The organism is Paraburkholderia nodosa (assembly GCF_001718195.1).
Taxonomy (GTDB): Bacteria; Pseudomonadota; Gammaproteobacteria; order Burkholderiales; family Burkholderiaceae; genus Paraburkholderia; species Paraburkholderia nodosa_A.
The window spans coordinates 12,097-33,676 of sequence record NZ_MCNV01000028.1 but is presented as its reverse complement, the minus strand read 5'-3'; the positions used below and the strand labels follow the sequence as shown (position 1 = coordinate 33,676).

The 21,580-nt window shown below is 56.5% G+C and carries 18 protein-coding genes and 5 pseudogenes; 13 read left to right on the top strand and 10 right to left on the bottom strand.

Features of this window, described 5'->3' with window-relative positions:
• Positions 1-212: 212 nt before the first annotated feature.
• From BFD71_RS42380 to BFD71_RS39570, 8 genes are all read left to right on the top strand, one after another.
• On the top strand, positions 213-473 hold the full coding sequence (locus BFD71_RS42380) for an ATP-grasp domain-containing protein (RefSeq protein WP_069268308.1): 261 nt from the start codon (positions 213-215) through the stop codon (positions 471-473).
• A gap of 29 nt (positions 474-502) precedes the next feature.
• Positions 503-889: an ATP-grasp domain-containing protein gene (locus BFD71_RS42375; RefSeq protein WP_069268307.1), complete on the top strand. Its 387-nt coding sequence runs from the start codon at positions 503-505 to the stop codon at positions 887-889.
• A gap of 651 nt (positions 890-1,540) precedes the next feature.
• Complete coding sequence (locus BFD71_RS32190; RefSeq protein WP_069268306.1) at positions 1,541-3,046, top strand: toluene monooxygenase; 1,506 nt, start codon at positions 1,541-1,543, stop codon at positions 3,044-3,046.
• A 24-nt stretch (positions 3,047-3,070) separates the two neighbouring features.
• Positions 3,071-3,331 carry a toluene-4-monooxygenase system B family protein gene (locus BFD71_RS32185; protein WP_069268305.1) on the top strand — a complete coding sequence of 87 codons (261 nt, stop codon included), beginning with the start codon at positions 3,071-3,073 and terminating at the stop codon, positions 3,329-3,331.
• A gap of 7 nt (positions 3,332-3,338) precedes the next feature.
• Entirely contained in the window at positions 3,339-3,674 is a 336-nt protein-coding gene (locus BFD71_RS32180; protein ID WP_069268304.1) for a Rieske 2Fe-2S domain-containing protein, read from the top strand.
• Positions 3,675-3,693: 19 nt separating this feature from the next.
• A complete protein-coding gene (locus tag BFD71_RS32175; protein ID WP_069268303.1) occupies positions 3,694-4,008 on the top strand; it encodes an MmoB/DmpM family protein in 315 nt (104 codons plus the stop codon).
• 12 nt (positions 4,009-4,020) lie between these two features.
• Complete coding sequence (locus BFD71_RS32170) at positions 4,021-5,007, top strand: aromatic/alkene monooxygenase hydroxylase subunit beta (RefSeq protein WP_069268302.1); 987 nt, start codon at positions 4,021-4,023, stop codon at positions 5,005-5,007.
• A gap of 399 nt (positions 5,008-5,406) precedes the next feature.
• Positions 5,407-6,087 carry an ATP-dependent Clp protease proteolytic subunit gene (locus BFD71_RS39570; protein WP_083245584.1) on the top strand — a complete coding sequence of 227 codons (681 nt, stop codon included), beginning with the start codon at positions 5,407-5,409 and terminating at the stop codon, positions 6,085-6,087.
• A 216-nt stretch (positions 6,088-6,303) separates the two neighbouring features.
• On the opposite strand, the pseudogene BFD71_RS32165 reads toward BFD71_RS39570, so the two are convergent.
• The 7 genes and pseudogenes from BFD71_RS32165 to BFD71_RS32135 form a co-directional block, all read right to left on the bottom strand.
• Positions 6,304-6,925: pseudogene (locus tag BFD71_RS32165) on the bottom strand (IS110 family transposase); the annotation flags it as partial.
• 42 nt (positions 6,926-6,967) lie between these two features.
• Positions 6,968-7,096: pseudogene (locus BFD71_RS42370) on the bottom strand (IS110 family transposase); the annotation flags it as partial.
• A gap of 44 nt (positions 7,097-7,140) precedes the next feature.
• A pseudogene (locus BFD71_RS32160) lies at positions 7,141-8,215 on the bottom strand (amidohydrolase family protein).
• A gap of 60 nt (positions 8,216-8,275) precedes the next feature.
• Positions 8,276-8,749: pseudogene (locus BFD71_RS32155) on the bottom strand (MFS transporter); the annotation flags it as partial.
• 77 nt (positions 8,750-8,826) lie between these two features.
• Positions 8,827-9,765: pseudogene (locus BFD71_RS39565) on the bottom strand (CoA transferase); the annotation flags it as partial.
• 649 nt (positions 9,766-10,414) lie between these two features.
• Entirely contained in the window at positions 10,415-10,753 is a 339-nt protein-coding gene (gene nifW / locus BFD71_RS32140) for a nitrogenase stabilizing/protective protein NifW (RefSeq protein ID WP_069268345.1), read from the bottom strand.
• Positions 10,754-11,283: 530 nt separating this feature from the next.
• Entirely contained in the window at positions 11,284-11,784 is a 501-nt protein-coding gene (locus BFD71_RS32135; RefSeq protein ID WP_069268299.1) for an Lrp/AsnC family transcriptional regulator, read from the bottom strand.
• A 501-nt stretch (positions 11,785-12,285) separates the two neighbouring features.
• Between BFD71_RS32135 and BFD71_RS39560 the strand changes: the two genes are divergently transcribed.
• Entirely contained in the window at positions 12,286-12,663 is a 378-nt protein-coding gene (locus BFD71_RS39560; RefSeq protein WP_083245583.1) for a HesB/IscA family protein, read from the top strand.
• 1,257 nt (positions 12,664-13,920) lie between these two features.
• Here the strand turns inward: BFD71_RS39560 and nifK are convergent.
• The 3 genes from nifK to nifH all read right to left on the bottom strand — a co-directional run bounded on the left by nifK (position 13,921) and on the right by nifH (position 17,977).
• On the bottom strand, positions 13,921-15,480 hold the full coding sequence (gene nifK, locus BFD71_RS32125) for a nitrogenase molybdenum-iron protein subunit beta (protein ID WP_069268297.1): 1,560 nt from the start codon (positions 15,478-15,480) through the stop codon (positions 13,921-13,923).
• 72 nt (positions 15,481-15,552) lie between these two features.
• Positions 15,553-17,016, bottom strand: coding sequence for a nitrogenase molybdenum-iron protein alpha chain (gene nifD / locus BFD71_RS32120; RefSeq protein WP_069268296.1), 1,464 nt, complete (start codon positions 17,014-17,016; stop codon positions 15,553-15,555).
• Between the two features lie 79 nt (positions 17,017-17,095).
• Positions 17,096-17,977: a nitrogenase iron protein gene (nifH, locus tag BFD71_RS32115; protein WP_069268295.1), complete on the bottom strand. Its 882-nt coding sequence runs from the start codon at positions 17,975-17,977 to the stop codon at positions 17,096-17,098.
• A 474-nt stretch (positions 17,978-18,451) separates the two neighbouring features.
• Here nifH and BFD71_RS32110 point away from each other — a divergent pair, with 474 nt between their 5' ends.
• The 4 genes from BFD71_RS32110 (at position 18,452) to BFD71_RS39550 (ending at position 21,437) form a co-directional block, all read left to right on the top strand.
• Entirely contained in the window at positions 18,452-19,060 is a 609-nt protein-coding gene (locus tag BFD71_RS32110) for a hypothetical protein (protein ID WP_069268294.1), read from the top strand.
• Between the two features lie 89 nt (positions 19,061-19,149).
• A complete protein-coding gene (locus BFD71_RS32105) occupies positions 19,150-19,731 on the top strand; it encodes an ankyrin repeat domain-containing protein (protein WP_069268293.1) in 582 nt (193 codons plus the stop codon).
• 12 nt (positions 19,732-19,743) lie between these two features.
• The gene (locus BFD71_RS39555; RefSeq protein WP_083245582.1) at positions 19,744-19,986 is read left to right on the top strand and encodes an FmdB family zinc ribbon protein; all 243 of its coding nucleotides are present in this window, start codon (positions 19,744-19,746) and stop codon (positions 19,984-19,986) included.
• Positions 19,983-21,437 carry a neprosin family prolyl endopeptidase gene (locus BFD71_RS39550; RefSeq protein ID WP_141710871.1) on the top strand — a complete coding sequence of 485 codons (1,455 nt, stop codon included), beginning with the start codon at positions 19,983-19,985 and terminating at the stop codon, positions 21,435-21,437. Before BFD71_RS39555 ends, BFD71_RS39550 begins: the two co-directional genes overlap by 4 nt.
• Positions 21,438-21,580 lie beyond the last annotated feature (143 nt).

Sequence of the window (21,580 nt, the reverse complement as noted above, 5' to 3'; positions counted from 1 at the left end):
CGTCGCGTCGCTGACGAGTGTCGACACTGGCTCGGCTGATGACGTCGCTGCGGCGGTGCGGACAGTCGGAGGCATCGACGCGCTCGTTGCCGGCTTTGAGTACGCGGTCGACATCGTCGCGCAGACGGCCGCACAATTGGGCTTACCTCATCTAGCGCCCGAAGCGGCCGCGCTCACAACGCGACAAATACCGTTGCCGTCGGCGACTTAGCATGTCCGGGCTCGCCGTCCCGCGTTTCGCGTCGATCGCGAAGCGTGGCGACGTCGCCCGCGCGGCGGCGCACGTCGGATTTCCTGCCATAGTGAAGGCGGTCGATGGTTGCGGCAGCCTACTGGTGCGCCGCGTCGATTCCCTCGCGCAGTTGCACGCGATAATCCGCAGCGTTGCGAATCGATCTGTGCCGGACATGGGCCGCGAAGTCGGTCAAGCGATGATGCTTGAAAGTATCTCGACGGCCCCGAGTACAGCGTAGAAGGCTACGTCGGTCCACTCGGTCCGCGCGTGCTTGCCGTTACCGAAAAGATCCTCGGGCCCGAGCCGTACTTCGTCGAGATGGGACATGTGGTCGACGCTACGCTCGACGAGCGCGACCCAGCTCGGCTGAGCGCGTATGTCGAAACGGTGGCGAGACAGATCGGCTTGACGCTGGGCGTGTTTCATGCGGAAGTGCGCATGACGCGCGACGGTCCCACGCTGATCGAAATCGCCGTGCGGCTCGGTGGCGACCGGATCTATCGGCTCGTTGAGCTAGCTAAGTCAATCTCGATTACTGTCAACGCTACGCGCAGACCAGTACTGCCGATGTTCTTATTGGATACACGGCTGCCTGTAGTCGCTGAACGCCTCCCCATGTCAGAGCTCCGCATTGCAGCTCAGAAACCACAATGAGGCCCGGCGCAATAGCTACCAGTATTCGTCTTCTCGAACATTCCAGTGCTTGCACTCCACGCTGGCTCGCCTGTTGCCCACCGCCTACAAGGCAACACCGTCACCGAAAGACCCTTCTTCCGCGGAATCAGTTGACCGCGACAGTTCGCTTTAACGTTGTCCGAGTTTTTGTCGAAGAAGTGCCACATTGCGCGTTATCTATATAACAATCCAGACATTCCCGCCTAGTGCATTCAGGTCGCGGCAGACGCGCTAACTCATTCGGAATCAAGGATCGGGGGCTTCGGTCTGTGGTTATGCCGGCAGACAGAACAATCCCTCGACGAGAAGGACCCGGGACGCACTCTCAGTTAATGCCGAGTGGATTCGGTCCTGCGAAAAAAGACCTGGTACCGGCCTTGTGTCACGCGGCAGCTTTCGCGCTTGCCCGCGTTGCTGGTTTTCTAACTCCTCGCCCGTGGAAACTAGCGCATTCGGATCGCCCCCCCGGCAACGGGCGCGTATATCTTCGATCTCCCTTTCCCGGGACTTCTTCCTCGCCGATGCAATCAGGTCGGCACATTGGCACCGATTTTGCTCTGAGGTAACCCGCCCGGCGGATGCAATAGTGCTCCGGCAAACCAAATCGCGACTTACGAAGGAGACTTGACCATGGCGTTATTGGAACGCGTCGACTGGTACGACATCGCCCGCGCCAACAATTGGACCCCGTCCTACGTGTCGGATTCGGATCTCTTTCCCGACATCATGTCTGGCGCACAAGGTATTCCGATGGTCCAATGGGAGAGCTACGACGAGCCGTACAAGACGTCGTATCCCGAGTACGTCCGTATCCAGCGCGAAAAAGACGCTGGTGCCTATGCTGTGAAGGCAGCCCTGAATTGCTGCCGCAGCTTCGAGGATACCGATCCAGGCTGGCTTTCCATCCTTAAGGCCCATTACGGCGCCATTGCACTCGGCGAGTATGCGGCAATGAGCGCCGAAGCACGCATGGTTCGCTTCGGCCGTGCACCAGGGATGCGCAACATGGCCACCTTCGGCATGCTCGACGAAAACCGTCACGGGCAGTTGCAGCTCTACTTCCCTCACGACTACTGTGCAAAAGACAGGCAGTTTGACTGGGCGCACAAGGCCTGTCACACGAACCAGTGGGGTGCAATTGCCGCCCGCAACACATTTGACGACCTTTTTATGTCCCGCAGCGCGATCGAGATCGCGGTTATGCTCACCTTCGCGCTCGAAACGGGCTTCACCAATGTACAGTTCCTCGGTCTGGCAGCCGACGCAGTCAACGTCGGCGATTTCACTTTCGCAAGCCTGATCTCCAGCATTCAAACGGACGAATCGCGACATGCGCAAATCGGCGGCCCGGCGCTGCACATTCTGATTGCAAACGGCCGTAAGACGGAGGCCCAGAAGCTCGTGGATGTCGCAATCGCACGGACATGGCGCCTGTTCTGTCTGCTCACGGGATCGTCGATGGACTACGCCACGCCGATCGAGCACCGCAACCAGTCGTTCAAGGAATTCGCGCGCGAGTGGATCGTCAGTCAGTTTGAGCGGACACTCATCGATCTCGGCCTCGATTTGCCCTGGTACTGGGACCAGTTGATCAATGAATTCGATTACCAGCACCACGCCTATCAGCTAGGCATCTGGTTTTGGCGTCCCACGGTTTGGTGGGACCCCGCAGCTGGCGTGACGCCCGAATGCCGCGACTGGCTGGAAGAAAAATATCCCGGCTGGAACAACTCGTTCGGCAAGGTATGGGACGTCATTATCGAAAACCTGCTCCTCGGCCGCCGGGAACTTACGATGCCCGAAACGCTGCCTGTCCTCTGCAACATGAGCCAGTTGCCCATTTGCGCCATTCCGGGCGATGGCTGGAACGTGAAGGACTACCCTCTAGACCATAACGGCCGCAGGTATCACTTCAATTCGGAAATCGACCGCTGGGTCTTCCAGCAGGACCCGGTTCGTTACCGCGATCACCTCACGCTCGTCGATCGCCTCCTCGCCGGTCATATCCAGCCACCCGACCTGTTGGGCGCGTTGAACTACATGGGGCTCGCGCCGGGCGAAATGGGCGACGACGCGCACCAGTATGCATGGGTCGAATCGTACCGAGGACCCGTGACAACAAAACAAGCCGCCTGAGGCTGCCACGCAAACGAGGACGACATGGCACTCTTCCATGTGATCTCAAATTTTCAATACGACTTCGTATTGCAGCTGTTGCCGGTGGATACCGGCAATACGATGGATGAAGTTGCGGCCGCCGCCGCGTTCCATTCCGTGGGCCGACGCGTCATCCCACGGCCTGACAAGGTTGTGCGCGTGCGGCGCCAGGGCGCCGGGCAGTTCTACGCGCGCGACGCAAAGCTCCGCGAGACGGATATCAAGCCGATGGAAACGCTCGAATTCATCTTTTGCGACGAATGAGGTCGAAATGAAGTACCAGAAAGTCTGCACGCTCGACGACCTTTGGGCAGGCGAGATGATCGAAGCGGAGGTGGATGGCCGCGTGATTGTGGTGGTGAACTCAGAAGGCGGCGAGCCGCACGCCTTTCGGGGCGCTTGTCCGCATCAGGCGATTCCGCTCGGGGAAGGAAAGTTCGACGGCCGCGTGCTGATGTGCCGCGCGCATCAATGGACCTTCGACGTGAATACCGGCAAAGGAATCAATCCTGGCGACTCCCGGCTTCGCGAATACCCCGCAAAGATCGAGGGCGAAGACGTTCTCGTTGCGGTGGGCAGCGTTGAAACCCTCTTTGCCCATTCCTGAACGTCACAGAGAACCGATCATGACCACCGAAACCACCGCCTTGGCTTACCGCAACAACCGCGTGGGTCCCGTGCTTCGTGCGGGCAACATTACGGCGGGCGTCATCGAAGCCGCGCACGAAGACAACCCCGGCAAGACGATCCGCGTGGACGACAAATTCGCGTATGTGCGCATCGATACGGATGGCGAACTGATCCTCCGCCGCTCCACGCTTGAGGAAACGCTTGGCCGACCGTTCATGATGTGCGAGCTGGAAGTCAGCCTCAGCTCGTTTTCAGGCCGCATCGAAACAACCGAATGCTACGTGCGGTTTTACTACGAGAAAACGCTTTAACCGGAGACGAGCATGACTGAGCCCGAAGTCCTCAAGCCGCTGAAAACATGGAGCCATCTAGCCGCGCGGCGGCGCAAGCCAAGCGAGTATGAGATCGTCTCGACGAACTTGCACTATACCACCGACAACCCCGACGCCCCCTTCGAACTGGACCCTAACTTCGAAATGGCGCAATGGTTCAAGCGCAACCGCAACGCCTCGCCGCTGCGACATCCCGACTGGAACGCATTTCGTGATCCAGACCAGATCGTCTATCGCACGTACAACCTGCTGCAGGATGGTCAGGAAACTTACGTATATGGTCTCCTCGACCAGTTCTCCACGCGCGGTCACGACGCCCAACTCGCCCGGCCATGGGCGGCCTCGCTCGCACGCGTCTATACCCCCGCTCGCTTCCTGTTTCATGCGCTGCAGATGGGCTCAGCGTATCTGGTCCAGATGGCCCCCGCTTCCACGATCTCCAACTGTGCCGCATACCAGACCGCTGACTCTCTGCGCTGGCTCACGCACACCGCGTATCGCACCAAAGAACTGTCCCTGACTTTTGCGGACCTCGGCTTCGGCAGCGATGAGCGGCGCCGCTGGGAACTCGACCCGCCTTGGCAGGGCTGGCGAAAACTAGTTGAAGAAGCACTCACCGCGTGGGACTGGGCTGAATGCTTTGTCGCGCTAAATCTCGTGGTACGCCCGGCAGTGGAAGAGACCGTATTGCGCGGCCTCGGCGTCACGGCGCGCCAAAACGGCGATATCCTACTCGGCCTTCTTACCGATGCGCAGCTCATTGACACCGAGCGGCATCGGCGTTGGGCCAAGGAGCTCGTTCGCATGGCCATCGAACAGGAAGGCAATCACGCCGTGCTGCGTGCGTGGGTGCACAAATGGGAGCCGCTTGCCATTGACGCCATAACAGCATGGTGCGCCGTCTTGCCGGACGCACGCGGAGCTAGCGCACGCGCGAAGGTAGCCACGCGCGAATTCCGGCGTTCGATCCGACTGTGAGTCAATAGGCCTTGAATGAAGGAAGTGTCGTCGGAAGCCCGCCCGCTCCGACAATTTGGGGAACGTCAAACGTAACAACACCTAGAGCGGAGCTTTAGATCATGAGGACAATCCTTGCAGCTTCGGCGATTGTATGCACCCATCTGCACGATTACCTAAGCCAAGACCATCGGCAGCGGGCTCACGGAGGCGGGCACGCTTCGAGCAAATGTATCGGTGTCGTGGCTTGGTGATCCCGGCTAGCCCTTGCTCCGAATGAATGATGTTGCGGCGTGAGCCCGAGCCAAGCGGCAAGTTTCCCTGGGCGTGTCGATGTCTATCGTTTGTAGGATCCGTCCGTCTGCTCCGACATAAGCGACGGGCTAATTAATCAGTATTTCCTTTCCAAATAGGAAAAATATGAGAGTTCTTTGTGAAATTCTTATTCGTGGCACGTTGCTGCTATTTTTTCTTTATGGGGTGCCGGCCCATGCTTACCTCTCAAAAGTTATCCCGGAAGCGGATCGAAGATACGACGTATTGAATAGCAAAATATTCTATACAGGGCCCGTTACAATTCAAAAGGCGAATGACTTGATAGCGGCGCTGGACGAGTTGAACGCGAAGTACCCGAAGCTAAAATCGATCTATCTATACATCGACAGCGGTGGTGGAGATACGGACGCGGGGTATATTACTTACCGCGCCATCCAGAGTTCGAGGGTTCCGGTAATAACAGTTAATTTAGCCACGGTGATGTCGGCTGCTACGATGATGTTTTGCGGCGCTCAGGATCGCCTCTCCTTTCCTGGGGGACGCTTTATTCTGCACCCGCCAAGCATAGACCTGAGCAACAGGTTTCAGCCGGATCAGCTCAATGTTGCCACGGAAAATTTGGATACCGTCAAGCAAATGCTTTCAGATATCTACAGAAGTTGCACCAACCTGAACGGCAAGGAAATAAATTCAATGATTTACAGTGAAAATAACAGAAAGGTTCTCAGTCCAGATGAGGCTTCTGCAAATGGAATGGTGACTGGCATAGCTCATGAGATTATTGATGCACCGGTGTCCTACTATGTAACGGATCGCGCAAAGTAAGCTTTCTGGGATGGACTGGCTTCCGGTCGCTTTGTCATTAAACAAATCGAACTTGCGCCGGCATTCATGTGACCGAATGCCGGCTCGATCGCACCGCAATCTTGTGGCCCCAATGAATAAATGCGCGCCGGCAAGCTGTTTGCGATAAAGTGAGGCACGTAGGACGCGTCGCTTGAGAGCGAAATGCTGATGGACCGGACTGAAACAATCGCCACCATCACGGAACGCGGTTTCCAGCCGTTCGCATTGCGCTAGGCGATCCTCGATCGTGTTGCGGTGTTCATTGAACGCCAGCCGCTGTCGAACTTGCGCGTGCTCAAGCGGCGTCGGTGTGTCGGCCCCCAATCCGCACGTCCAATGTAGTTCACACCATGCTGGAGCAGGAACGATTTCAGCCCGCATCGCAGCTGTTTAAGGTCTTCTCGCGCCGATGACCAAGCACTGGCCAGATCGCGACACGCTTCATCTTCCGCCGCATGGCACATGCACCGCGGACAGATCGCCCGCTCGCAGCGAACGCACCAGCTTGATGGCGTCACGCCGGTCGGTCTTGACGGGCTCGCCGGGTTTGCGCGGGATGAGCGATGGTGCACATACAACATGTCGAGGCCTTCTGCATCAGTCGCCGGCAAAGGCCATAGCCGCGTGGAACTGCTTCGTAGACGATGCGGATGCGCGTCGCTTTGAACTGCAGTCGTTTGCATAAGCGATCATCTTCCATCTGTGACGTGCCGATCTTGCCGAGCAGTTCCACATCGCTCATACCGACCGCATAGGCAACCATGATCGAATCCTTATGAACGTCGCGCCCTACATACAACGTGCTATCGTCTTGCATGCTAGCTTCCGTGCCGGAAACAGTACCTGTTTGGCACCAGTCCCCCGTCCAGGCAGCACACTCGCGCCCGCCGCGAAATGCCTTCTTGACATTCCTGTCTTCCTTTTTCCACTCGCGCATACGTCGCTCGATCCGGGCGATTTGCTCATCAAATCCGCTCAATCCGTTCCACTACTAGCGCAGCGTGTCCGTCCACGCGGCAGGCATCCGCCGCGCTACATAAGGCAGTAGACCTTGCTCACCGTTCCCTGGAACAGTGCTTCGCGCTCATCGGCGCCAGCTTGCGCAGTCAATTTCCTGAAAGCGTTCCAACCGTTTCTGAATGGGTGGCATCCCTTATCGACAGGGAAATCGCTCTCGCACATGCAGCGCTCCGCACCGAACGCTTCGATACACGTATGCATCCAAGGCTTCCACGCGTGCGCCAGCTCATCCGATGACGGCGGACGTTCGCCCTTTTCAAACGCGAAGCCATTCATACGCATGCCGAGGCCACCAAGCTTCACATAAACATTCGGCAACCCGGCGAGCATGCGCATCGAACGGGACCAGGCATCGAACACTTCCACGCGCTGATTCGCATAGCACGCGATGCGGACGACACCGCCGCAATGGTTGATGATGAAAGGTGTATCCGGAAAGGCCTTTGCCATGTCGAACAGCTCCGGCAATTGCGGAAAGAATAGCCATGCGTCGTACGACAGGCCCAGCGGAGCCAGTTGTGCAACGCCCGCCCGATAGTCGGGGTCAAGCAGCAGCCCTCGCGGCGGCGCCGAAAAGGGATTGGCGAGTGTCTGGTCCGCGTCCCATGTAACGAGATGTCGAATGCCACAGAACCGGCCATCGCCGGCGTGCAGTTCCGCTCCGAGAACATCGCGCACCGCCGCGCCCCGTCGAAGATCCGCGTAGCCGATCATACCTTTCGCTACCTGTGGCTTGCCGCCTTGCAACGCCGCGGTGACGCCAGCCACGTATTCGATTTCGCCGACCGGGCGCAACGACTCCGGACCAGAGGCGCGATACCGTGTCAGCGCCTGCATGAACACGGAGGCGGTGATGTTATGACCCGTGCGCGCGTCCTCGAGGTACTCGTCGAGAAGGTAGGTCCAGCCCGGTCGTTCGTAAAAGTGATGATGCGCGTCGATGATCGGCATATCGGGTTCGAGCGCCCCTTCGCCACCGGAGGCGAGCCAGTCGGCACTAACGGGGCAGCTAGTTGTTGGTTATACTCACGGAATGCGTTTCCTCTTTTGCAAATGCAAGACGCGCGCTGATAGCGGGCAACAACATCGATGTTGCGAGAGCGCCGAGGACCTGAGGGCGTCGGAACGAGGGACGTGGCTCCATTCTTAATCTCCGCGACCGAAGGCGTAGAGGGAAAAGGTCAGCAAGGTCGTGATACCCAGCACGATCGAAAGACCAGAAGCCGGCCTCGCCGATGCCCAGCAGCAGCCGGATCGCGTAAAAGCTCTTTGGGCCCACGGCCAGCGCTGTTGCCGCTGCGAAGAAGCCCCACGTGATCACGATTCGCGCGAGCCAGCGCGGCCCACCGAAGCGGTACAACGCCAGGTTGCTCGGAACCTCGAACACGCAGTACCCGGCGAACATGATGCCCGCGCCCCACCCGAACTGTGTGGCGGTCAAACCAAGATCGCGATTCATCGTCAACGCCGCGAAACCGACGCTCGTGCGATCCAGGTCGTTGAAGAAGTACGCAAGCGCGATCAGCGGAATGAAACGCCACGCCGCCTTCCTGACCGCGGACTGCACATGAGCGGACGCGAACGCGCTGCCCGTTGCGATGTTTGATGAGATGGATGTCATGTCGTTTCTCCGCGCGGCGGCCTCTCCTGCTTCCGCGGCTCGATGATTCCATGTGTCTTTCGTGTTACGTGGCTGCTTCAGGCGCTGGCGAGTTCGTTCGCCGAAGGCTTCGACGCATCGCCAGGCTGCCTGTACGCACACTTGAGGACACCGAACTCGGTCAATTGCCTCACATCCTCCGGCCTGTATTCGAGACCCATCAGAAGCGCTCGCGTGTCCTGACCCAGTGAGGGCGGTCCCGCGCGCAGTTGCAAGCGCTCGCCGCCGAGCGTCAAGGGCCGCAGCGGCGTCCTCGTCTCGATGGGCCGCCCTGCGCCACTGGCATCGGACGGCAAAGTCACCTCGGCGAGCCCGAAAGCGTCGCAGAACAGTGCCCATTGGGTATCGGAGACCACCACCAAAAAATCTGCTCCCCGTTCTTGACCGAAAACACGTCGTAGACAGCCCACGCGAAAATGCGGTTCGGCATCGGCGCCGCGGCCTGGCCCGTCACGGCAAACTGCATCATGTGCTGGGCTACGAGGAACACATTGTTCTCGAACAACGCGCTGGGCACTTCCTGACCGCGGCCCGTGCCTTCGCGTTGAGCCAGCGCCGCCATTGCGCCGAACATACCGCCCATGATGTCGTTGACGCTCGTCCCGGCGCTTAGCGGTCTGCCCTCGGGCCCCGTCATGTAAGCGAGTCCGCCCATCATTTGCACGACTTCGTCGAGCGCGGTGCGATGATCGTACGGGCCGGGCAGAAACCCCTTGTGCGACGCATAGACGAGACGTGGATTGACCCTGGAAAGCGCGACATACCCGAGGCCTAGCTTGTCCACTCTTGAAGTTTTCGCTGAACACCGCAGCCGCGGCAAGCAGCTTGTGGACGATTTCCACGCCACGCGGGTCTTTCACATCGACCGCAATGCTTTTCCTGTTCCCGTTGAACGTGCCGAAGAAGTCCACTCCGGAGCCGCACAAGGCACGTTCGCTGGCACCGATCCCTGCCCCCCGCGAAATCAATACTTCCCCAACCGGTCGGATAATCCCAGCCTAGGCCGACGCGGTACCCGTGACCCAGAAAGCCGTGGTTACCTTTGACTACATCGTGAAACGCCGGCGGATTAGCGGCCGCAGTCTTATATATCGATGCGCCGGGGAAACCGAATGTATTGTCACTGGCTGACAGCAAGCGAGCGAAGAGCCCGACGAATCTCGGTGAGGCCAAGCTTGTTCCGCCAAACGGCGAGGCATTGCCGTGCCGTAGATAAGCGCCCCAGTTTCCGCCTTTGCATCAAAGGGAATGTCGGGCACGCCGCGCCCAGATGGACCCGCAGAGGACCTTAGCGCAGATTGCCACGGCGGCATTGGTCCGTAGGGGCGAGTGCCGCCCCCTGTCGCCCACAGGACTCCTTCTTCCACCCATCGTTCCAGACGCATAAGCTCCGCTATGAGTTGTGTAAAGCGCTGTTCCGCCAACAGAAATGACGTGCGGGGACGAAGACGGCAATGAAAGCATCGAAACCGCTCCTGTCCGCTCGTCAGCCGGACTTGAGGCTGCTGATGGACCACTCCCGGCAGATGTTCAAAAGACAAGTCAACCGAAGTTCACAACGTGCATCAAGCGATGAGTCGCATCGTGACGACTCAGACAAGCACCAATATGACTCGCTCACCAACTTCAATTGTTAGCCCGAGCCGGCAGGGATTCACGCAGGCTATCAAGAGAGATATGACGCTCTCCGTCGGCTTCCTGAAGAACTCTGAACACCTTTTGCTCAGCGGGCGTGGAAATGACAAAGTCGTTGTACGCTTTCAGCAGGAGATTTCGATAAACCAAGAATAAGGTTGCGTCGTGATCCGCGGACAGGTCCTCCGACTGTCTGATGTACTGGAAGAAACGCCTTAGTATATGTAATCGACTTACGTCCACCACCTTGTCGTCATATGAGATGGCGAAGAATCGGAAGAAGTCCTCAGCCGACGAAAGCCGGTGCAGTTTATCGATCAGTACTTTCATGTTGTTGCTCCGCATGACAAAGTTGGCCGCAAAGCCGTGCGTAGCGAGGCGGCGAGTTTTATATGCCATCGTTAAGCGCTTTCAAATTGACGAAAGGTATTAACTTGTCTGCGCCTTCTAACTTAGCGGCCGACGGCACGCAAGGTCCGTGCCTGTCCCACCTAAACCTGGAAGGTGTTGTGGCATGCATCGCCATTCCCGATCACCGTAACAGGGGGGGCCGGTCTCACGTTGCCTTTGTCTGAATCGTCGGGATTGTCTGGATTGTGACAGCGTGGCGCGTTGCGCGAAGCGCATCCGCTTCGGTTGCCGGCGAAACTTTACTGAACATGAGTTGGGACGTTGCTGGCGCAACTCAGTCTGCTCGGGCCACTAAGAACGGACTTGGTCGCCGGATAGGTCAATAGTTTATCCGTCACGAGTTTGGTCTGCGAAAGCCAGCGGGGCGATTCGAAGCGTGTCGTTTGGTTACGACTAGAACCTGTCTGATGAGTGACACAGGTCAAGACTACCTTTCCAAGCGTTTGCGGTTACAGCGGTATCGCCTGCGTCGATAAGACTTCCTTTAACACCTTGAAGCTATGCAGTTCCCGTACTCCCGGCAGTTGCAACGCTTGTGCAGCATGCAACCGGTTGAAGCTTTCGTTGCCGCGCGCTCGAACGAGCAAGATATAGTCAAACCTCCCGCTCACTGCGTGGCACGCTACGCAGCCAGACACCTTCTGCGCCGCTTTCTCGAATGAGGCAAACGCCTCGGGCGTCGAGCCGTCCAGCACGATCCCGATTACGGCGAACATGCCCGCGCCTAGAGCCTTCGCGTCGAGCAGTGCGACGACTCTTCGTATCAGTCCCGTCTCCTTGAGTCGTTCCACACGCCGCAGGCACGCAGGAGCACTGCGTTTCACTTTCGCTGCAAGGCTGACAATCGATAGCGAGGCGTCTTGCTGCAAGTGTCTGAGGATCGCGCGGTCTACGGAATCCAAGACGGCTATGCCCTTCTGGGCCACGACTGGATGCTCTATCAATTTCATTTCACTCATCTCCCATCCGAAGAATTAGATGTCATCCAAAAAATGTATCGTTGTTTCATGCGTTATCCGTGCAACTCGCTCTCCCCAAGCGAGAGTCGCCTGCGCCAACCATTCTATTTCTGCTAACTTCGCGCCGTTGTTCCGCCTGCGTTTCCCGAGCGTGGCGCTAGTTTCTCTGTGTATAGGATAAACTTAGTTTAACGTCGAATGTAGACGTCCAAGATCGCAAACTTCAACTGGTTAAAGAGGACGTGTATCGACTCGCGATGAGTCGCAAGGCTCGCGCCCCGGATCTCGCTCACTTGTTTGCTATGGCGCAAGGAGATCTCCACCTTGGCGTTCCGCGCATTGCTTCACTCTTGCACACTCACCTCAGCAATCTAATTCCGTATCTGAGCGATAGTATTGCGAGCGATGTGGCGCAGTACTTGCTTTCCTTCCTCGTGCAGATTCACATTGTAGAGACGGATATAGTTCTCTATTAATTTTCCAGGAAAATCTATGATCTCCCAACGATCAAGCATATCGACAGAACCCGCGTGTGAATTTTTTACGTTCACGGCCCGAGCAGCAAAAGAAGCCGCCGAGCTTGTCGCGCAGAGCCACGAAGCGCCGCTTTATATTCGACTGCGTGCCGAATTTCATGCGGGAAGACAGCCGGAATATTTTATTGTCCTGGTTGACTCCGTAAGCGATTCCGACACGAAGGTGCTTACACAGGGCCTCACTGTGTTCGTGGACGAGACTAACCTACGTTATTTTATCGGCACGCAGATCGACTATGAGGAAGATACCCCGCTTCCGCGCTTCGTGATTGAAAGTCCGATCGCATCAACATCCTGCGGCCGAAGTGAATCATTTTCCTCATGTCCGCGCTAACATCGTAGCAGCCTGATATTTATCCCGCTTGCACGTGGTCTCGATGCAGAACAAGATGGTGAATCGGCGACGCGCGGACCACCGAATGCAATGAGAGTCGTGCAAGCCTAGGTTGGTTTGCGCGCTGGTATCAACAGTACCAGAATGAACGCACTTACGGGTTCGTTCAGTCACCTAACACCCGTTGCCCAGCCATATGTGAGTACCGCTGGGCAAGCAATCATGCTGGCATCAGCCTGCGGAGCACCAGTCGCAACTGCGCTGGATTGACGCCATACCGTGGCGCGCACACGCGTACCGGGTTCAATCTCGATGCCAGACGCTGTCGGCAAGAGCCGCGGACTCGACAAGGGTCTCGTCGCTCGCCAGCTTTGATTGGATCCGCAATGCACAGAACCTGATCCTGACAGGGCCACTGGCGCCGGAAAAGACTGCTTGCCTGCGCCTTCGGCCAGCAGACTTGCCGACACGTGCCTTTCCGTGCTTTACGTGGGCTTCGCCCGGCTATTTGAGGTATTGAAGCGACAATCACGCCGGCACGCGGTACTCGATCATTACCAACCAATTTCCCCCAAGCACTGGCGCGCCCGGCTCAAATCGCCCACGCTTCCCGATACGAATTGAGCATCCATTGAGCACCCAAGCTTGCAGCGAAGAGGCGATTCGATGTGCAAGAATGACGCGCCTAGTCCGATCTCGAACAGTCGCGGTAGAATTGAACTCTACGCCGCACTCCCCCTAGCCTGGTCGACTTCACCAAAACGGCCGCTCAACTCGCCGGAAATAGGCAGCTGCACCTCAGTCCTGGACGACGGTTCGAAATCGCAACAAACTTCACGGCGATCAAATTGATCGGGATCGACGTGGCGAACGGGCGGAGCTTCCAGTTCTTCTCGCCCAGCTCAAGAACCATGTCCAGGCGGACACCTAGCGTCGTATTCGTCCACGGAGGGCTGTGTCAGACGCGTCCGTTTGCGTGCTCCTCGGAGAAGATGAGCGCGCGAATCCCGCTCTACACCAGCAGGGCTTACTTCCCCTGCCCTCTTTCATTGCATCAAGTCAATTCATCGAGATTTACAACTTCCAGCAGGGGCTTTTAGAGGATAGTTGCTAATCGGACTACGGAGCGCGGCCATACCCGCGTGCTGTGGACAACTAGTAAAAAATCGTGCGGACCGCGATCCGCCGAGCGGCCGCGCACGATCGCCCACGTCGAGGGCCTGGGCAAACCAAGTCTAGGCAACAATCATTCTGTCATCAGCGAACAATGTCATAACTGTAATCAGTCTTTGCAATGTCGATTGTACTTGCATCGAGCTTTTCGAAGAATTCGTCAAGTAGTGCCAATAGAACGCGCAATCCTCCCTCATATCCCCACGTCGGGAAACGGTGATAGTGGTGCCGGTCAAAAATAGGAAACACGAGTCGCACTAGCGGTGTTCGCGTATCACGCTCCAAGTATTTCCCATGAGTGTTGCCGATCAGGAAATCGACTGGTTCGGTAAATAGCAGCGAGCGCAGATGCCAGAGATCGCGCTTCGGATAGGCGCTGCATCCCGCACCGTATGGCGACGCGTCCAACAACGCCTTGACCTTCTCGGCCCAGCCGTCGTTACCGTTTGTCGACACAATATGCACCGGCTCTGCACCGAGCTCGAGCAGGAATTGCGTGTAACCTAGCATCTGATCGGGATCGCCGTAGAGCGCATAGCGTTTGCCATGGAGAATAGCCTGACTGTCCGCCATTGCATCAACGAGTTGCCCCCGCTCCCTTTCCAGTTCAGGCGGAATCGGTCGGCCCGTGACACGCGATATCTCCATGAGGAAATGGTCGGTACCAGAAACGCCGACTGGCGAATTAAGCACAATTACCTCTTGGCCGTGTTCCGCGATATACTTCGCCGTCTTTTCGCAGCAATATTCTTGAAAAATGAACGTTGCTTTCGCATTCAGGGCACGTTCAACTTCTTCCTTCGTGGTCCCACCCTCGTACATGCGGAATTCGCCATCCGTTGGTGTGTTCCATGTGTCGGAAGGATCGCAGATGATGTTGACGTTCACGCCGAACAGATCGAAGATACGTCGAACCTCCTTGATGTTGCCCACCACGAAACCGTCAAAGCCACCGATAAAGTTTACACTCTCGTCCTGCACACGTATGAGTGGTGTTGCGGTACCGGCCTTGCCGTCCCAGAAGTGTTTGAGAATGCCCAGTAGAGCGTTGTCGTAACCCGTCACATGACTGCCGACAAACGCGGGCGTGTGAGCGAACGGCACGTCGTAGTCTTGCGGAACGCTTCCCTTCTGCTTACTATTCTTGATGAATGCATCGAGGTCGTCACCGATGACCTCTGCCATGCAGGTCGTCGATACGGCGATCATCTCGGGCTTATAAAGGTTGTATGCATTCGCCAGACCGTCGATCATATTATTGAGACCCCCGAAAACCGCCGCGTCTTCGGTCATTGACGAACTCACGCACGACGTCGGCTCCTTGAAGTGCCGCGAAAAGTGTGAGCGATAATAGGCCACGCAGCCCTGAGAGCCGTGCACGAACGGCAGTGTCTTATGAAAGCCGTTTGCCACAAATACCGCCCCCAGAGGCTGGCAGGCCTTCGCTGGATTGATGGTTAGCGAGTCGCGCGCGAAGTTTTTCTGCTTGTAGTCTTCAGTCTTTGTCCATTCGGCAACCTCTCTCACCGCCTCATCAGGATGGTTAAACTCAAAATGTTGCTTCTTGTTTCGCAAAAGCTCCTGATATTCCGGCTCGCGAAAGAGCAGTTCGTGATCGAGAATTTTGTCGCTTGATTGGGGCATGACTCGCTCCTGAATCGATTTCCTGAAGAGCCGTCCGGCGACACGGCCGTACCGCCAACGGGGCCACCTGGCTCACGCTGCCTTTTTCCAAGGTGACTTGGAGAGATTCCAGACAGGACTCGAAATTGCCATGTCCATGTCGCGCGCAAAGATCGCGAATCCGTCGTAGCCGTGGTACGGTCCTGAATAATCCCAACTGTGCATCTGGCGGAAAGGAACACCCATCTTCTGAAAGACGTACTTTTCCTTGATTCCTGAACCTACGAGGTCCGGCCGCATGCATTCGACGAACCGCTCGAATTCGTAGCCGGTCACGTCGTCGTAAATTAGCGTGCCGTCGTGAATGTGATGCGTAGTGCGCTGATAGTCATCGTTGTGGGCAAACTCGTAGCCTGTGCCAATGACTTCCATGCCGAGGTCTTCGTACGCCCCGATGACGTGGCGCGGGCGAAGGCCGCCTACAAAAAGCATCACTTTCTTACCCTCGAGGCGTGGCTTATATCTCGCGATTACCGCATCCGTGAGCAGACGGTATTTGGCGATCACTTTCTCGGCCTTGGTCTTGATCGTGTCGTCAAATCGGCTCGCAATCTCTCTCAAGCTCCTTTCAATCATTGTGGGACCAAAAAAGTTGTATTCGAGCCAAGGGACACCATACTTCTCTTCCATATGCCGGCTTATGTAATTCATTGACCGGTAGCAGTGGAGCAGGTTAAGCTTTGAGCGCGGCGTATTCTCCAGTTCAGCGAGCGTGCCGTCGCCCGACCACTGCGCAATAACGCGCAAACCCATCTCCTCAAGGAGAATGCGGCTTGACCATGCGTCGCCACCGATATTGTAGTCACCGATGATCGCAACGTCGTACGGAGTTGACTCGAGCGCGGAATATTTATTCGGATCGACACGGTCGAACACGCAATCGCGAATCGCATCGTTTGCGAGATGATGCCCAAGCGACTGCGATACGCCGCGAAATCCCTCGCAGCGTACGGGTACGATTGTGTGCCCGCCATACTGTGCGCTCTTCTTCTTCGAAACTGCCTCGATGTCATCGCCGATCAGACCGATCGGGCATTCGGTTTGAACTGATATGCCTCTGTTGAGCGGAAACAGCTCCTGAATCTCATCGACGATTTTGTCGAGTTTCTTGTCGCCACCGAACACAATGTCCTTCTCCTGAAAGTCAGAAGTAAATTGCATTGTGACAAACGTATCGACTCCGGTTGTTCCGACATAATAATTGCGGCGCGAACCCCACGAATACTGGCCGCAGCCGACTGGTCCGTGACTGATGTGAATCATGTCCTTGATCGGCCCCCAGACCACGCCCTTCGAACCGGCATATGCGCAGCCGCGAATCGTCATCACACCAGGCAGCGACTTAATGTTGGACTTCACCCCACAGTCCGGCTTACCCTGCTCGAAAGTGCATAAATGCTTGGCCCGCCGCTTGGCCATCTTCTCCGGGTAAGCTCGCAGCACTTCGTCAATGAGAGCCTTGTGAGCGGCCTTACGTTCTTCAACCGTTTCGGTCATTACATATCCATAAGTGGAGAAATGGGATCGCCGGGATCGGTTGCCGTACGCCGCACGGCAACCGTCATCCCCGCAGCCGTCAAGCGGTCAGCTCAGCCGCTGTCTTGCCAACCTTCGCCTCATCGACCTGCGACATGATTCCTTTTTCCATCAGGAGATCTTCGAGTTCGTCCATCGTGATCGGCGTTGGGATCACGCCATTGCCGGCGTTGTTATGCACCTTCTCTGCAAGCGCACGATACTGGCCGGCCTGTGCGCTCTCTGGCGCGTACTCGATCACAGTCATGCGGCGTAGTTCCGCATGTTGCACGACGTTGTCGCGCGGCACGAAGTGGATCAGACGTGTGCCGAGCATCGCTGCGAGCGATTCCGCAAGCTCGAGTTCCTTGTCGGTCTTGCGCTCGTTGCAAATGAGGCCGCCCAAACGCACACCACCGCTGTTGGCATACTTGAGAATCCCTTTTGAGATATTGTTCGCAGCGTACATAGCCATCATCTCGCCTGACATCACGATATAAATCTCCTGTGCCTTGTTCTCGCGAATTGGCATTGCAAAGCCTCCGCACACCACGTCGCCCAGCACATCGTATGAGACGTAGTCCACTCCGTCGTAGGCGCCATTCTCCTCCAGGAAATTGATCGACGTAATCACACCGCGACCCGCGCAGCCGACACCCGGCTCGGGACCGCCCGACTCCACACAGCGTATGTCTTTGTAGCCAATCTTCATGACATCCTCGAGTTCGAGGTCCTCCACAGAGCCGGCTTCCGCCGCGAGAGAGAGAATTGTGTCCTGCGCCTTCGCGTGCAGTATCAGCCGTGTCGAGTCTGCCTTCGGATCGCAGCCGACAATGAGGATCTTTTGCCCAAGGTCGCTGAGCGCCGCGAGCGTGTTTTGCGACGTGGTCGATTTTCCAATCCCGCCCTTTCCGTAGAATGCGATCTGCCGAAGTTGAGCCATCGTGGTACTCCATTGAGATAGAAGGATTAAACCAAGGTTGCCAATCAAGGCTGCAAAGCCGCGATCATGTCCTCAGCGTGCAGTGTCCATATGATCTTCTTCTGTGGAGTCACGCATTGGCCGGATGGTGTCCGCGCGGATCGCTATAGTGCAGTTTCTATGCCAACACTCCAGAATCGTTGAAATGCCATGCACATCGCGCTTTGAGAAAACATGTCGGCATGGCGCCTACCGACGTTCGCAGCGTCGGCTTCCTGACAAATCGTGCGTTGTTGTCGCAAACCAGATTTTCACCACCATTTTCGGCCCACCTCGCTCAATGGCAGTGGGCCAGAAAGGGAGGGAGGGAGGGAGGGAGGGAGGGAGGGAGGGATGTGGTGGTACGAAAGTTGCAAGTGAAACTCCATCCTTCTTGACCGATTGCGAACTGTCACTGCCAATTCACAAGTTATTCAAACTTAAGAGGAGAACCTAATGAACGATATGACTATTGACAAGGAACTTGACCAGACCGTTTTCGCCCGCTTGCAACTCGAGGGCCGTTTACTCAATGCAGTGTTCAAGGGTCCAACCAGTACACCTCGGCGCATCGGTTTTCGCGGCGAACTCGCGCTGCGCTTCGGACCGCAACTCGCTGATGAAGCGCGCCCGCCAGAGCTGTCTTGCGAGCAGGTCATGGCAGTGGCCGACGTCGGCAACCCGCATCTCATATTTTTCGCGGGGTGGTTATTGAGCTTCGAACATCTGAAAGACGTCGCCGAAGTGTTGGGAGACGCACTCTCGCCCAACGGAAAGTACTTTCTGTTCTGCGACAACATCGATCTCTCGAGCCGCTATCAGGCGCACTATCAGGGCGCAGTATTCTATGTCCTCCCTATCGTGGAATCGACGGTCTACAACGAAATACTTGAGCTCCTGTATCTCGACAAGGCAGAGCTGAAGAAAAAGGACACAGCGGGAAAACTCGACGCCGTCGCCGACGCCGGGTCGAAGTTCGACTTGTGTTTCGATCCCATCAGTTACGCGCATGGACTCGAACTGATGGGCCCAGTCCGTGATCCTAACGAAAACAGACCGGTCTAGGTTGCATTCCGCAGCGGTGCTTCCTCATGAAGAATCCACCATGCACACAAGCTATCACAACGCTCACGTAATCTAACTGGAGAATTTCCATGGCACTGCTAATCGATGATGCCGCACGTCGAAAAGGGAACGCTCAAAGCCTCCCGCACGCTGATGAGGGTCTGCAAGCTCGTGCACGTTCGTCAGTCGCTAGATGGCTGTCGGCACACGACTTTCCGGATGCTCATTCCTGCAGCGTTGACGGAATAACGCCGCTGATGCTCGCAGCGATGCATGGGGAAGACCGTATCGTCGCCGCGTTGCTCGACGAAGGTGCACCCGTCAGTGCGCTCGACGACAACGGAAACGATGCGCTATGGTACGCATGTCTATGCGGAACGCCCGGACCGATTCTACGGTTGATCAGTGCCGGTCTTAATGTCGATCATGCCAATGCGCACGACGTCACATACCTGATGCAGGCAGCCGCCAACGGCAGAGTCGACGTCATGTGGTTGCTAATATCCCTTGGTGCGAGTAACAGCTTGGTCGCGCCAGATGGGCGAACCGCTTTCGACATGGCCACGGATTTTGGACTACAGCTGCTGCTAACGGTAGACCGACTCAAAAACGGCATGTGCGAATCGTCGCGTTTCGCCGATGATGCTCCGTCGCACAACCTTGCCCATTGAGGAAAACTTCTCATGCCGCTTTACGACTATGTATGCCGCAACTGCAATTTTCGGTTCGAGACACTTGTACGCACCAATTCGTTGGCGTCTTGTCCGCGCTGTAGCAGTAATGCGATGGATAAGCAGGTCAGCGCACCGTCCGCCCCTCCACGCAACAAGGCACTCATTACGGCAGCACGCCGCCAGGCCGCTCGTGAAGGGCATTTGAGCAATTATTCCGCGGCTGAGCGCATGCAATTATTGAATCGACCTTGAAACGCCACAATGAGCCGGCGCCTGTCATTCCATATCTGGCTTGCAAAAAAGTTAAGTCCAAGGAAAATCATATGTCGCCGCAGTCTATTTACCTCTGTGCACAAGAATTCCTCGTTGTAAATCCTCGCAACGGGAAACAACTCGGTAGACTTGCAAACACAATTCAATATGTCTCTTCTGCGTTCCTGATCGGGATATCAACATGGACAATGCCCGCATACTCGCAGAGCATGGATTCCCATATGGAATCATTTGACAGATTCATGGCTGACACGAAAGCTGCCGCCGCTCAGGATTTTATTGGCCACCCTTGCCGAGGGTCCGGGGCGCATCTTGAGTCAGACAATCAGCCTCCAATATCGCGCACCTACAAAGTCAATGATCCGTCTGCTTTCGAAGTGATGCGCCAAGCGATTATTGAACGTTACAACGGAGTACACGTCTCAGGGAGCTTTATTGCGAACGGCCAAACCTATGACTGCGTTCCGGTGATGGAGCAACCTGCTGTCCGGAGATATCAAATAAGGAAAATAGCAACACCTCCACAGTTAGCGTCAGCGACAAACCTCAACGGTGACTTATCCAGCCGATCGGTAGGGTCGTCGGAACAGTTGCAAAACGGCGTGAATACGCCAAGCTGTGGTACGGGCAGCGTCCCCTTGAATAGAGTCACACTGGAAGAGCTTAGTCGATTTCCGACAGTAGATGCATATCACAGAAAGGCGCCTCCACCGATGACCAGGCTCCCGTCAAGCAGCGAATCAGCGAATGCACCCTTTATCGCGAGTCAATTACTCTCCGCGGATACCTATACACACAAATATGCGACATTCGAGCAAAACGTCGAGAATCTCGGGGGCAACGTCACGTTCAATGTCTGGAATCCGAAAGTGGATGCTGCGGCGGGTCAGTTCTTTAGTTTGTCCCAGATCTGGATTATTGGTGGAGACAGAGCCGGCGGTGCAAACCCTTTACAGTCAGAAGAGACTGGCTGGGTAGTCTCGCCTTCCAAGTTTGGGGACAATCTGCCGCACTTCTTCATCTACAGCACCGCCGATAACTACGTGAACACCGGATGCTGGAACAACAGCTGCGGGGATTTCGTGCAGGTTTCGGAGAAAGCGGTACTCGGGGGCGCGTTAGTTGACATCAGTTCTCCCGGCGGTCAACAGCACGAGTTCAGTGCCGGATATCATCGCGACGCACACGGGAACTGGTGGCTCTTTCGTGACGGCGTGGCGATTGGTTACTACCCCGCGGAGTTCTATCAAGGCGGACAGAACAGTCATAACGCGACCTTGATTTCGTTTGGTACAGAAACAACTGGGCTTACGTCTTGGCCAGGCGCCGGTAGTGGTAGTTGGGACAGCCCACTATATGGCCACGCAGCTTATCAGCGCAACCTCTACTACTACAACCCAGCGCAACCTCTACTACTACAACCTCGCTGACACTGCTGCCTGGGATGATCCGCACTTGTCGGTGCGATCGACCTGCTACCACGCGGCCGGTCCATTCAGCAACGGAGATGGCGGTTATATTTCCGCCGATAACCACAATCCAAGTTGGTGGACCCGATACGTCTTCGTTGGCG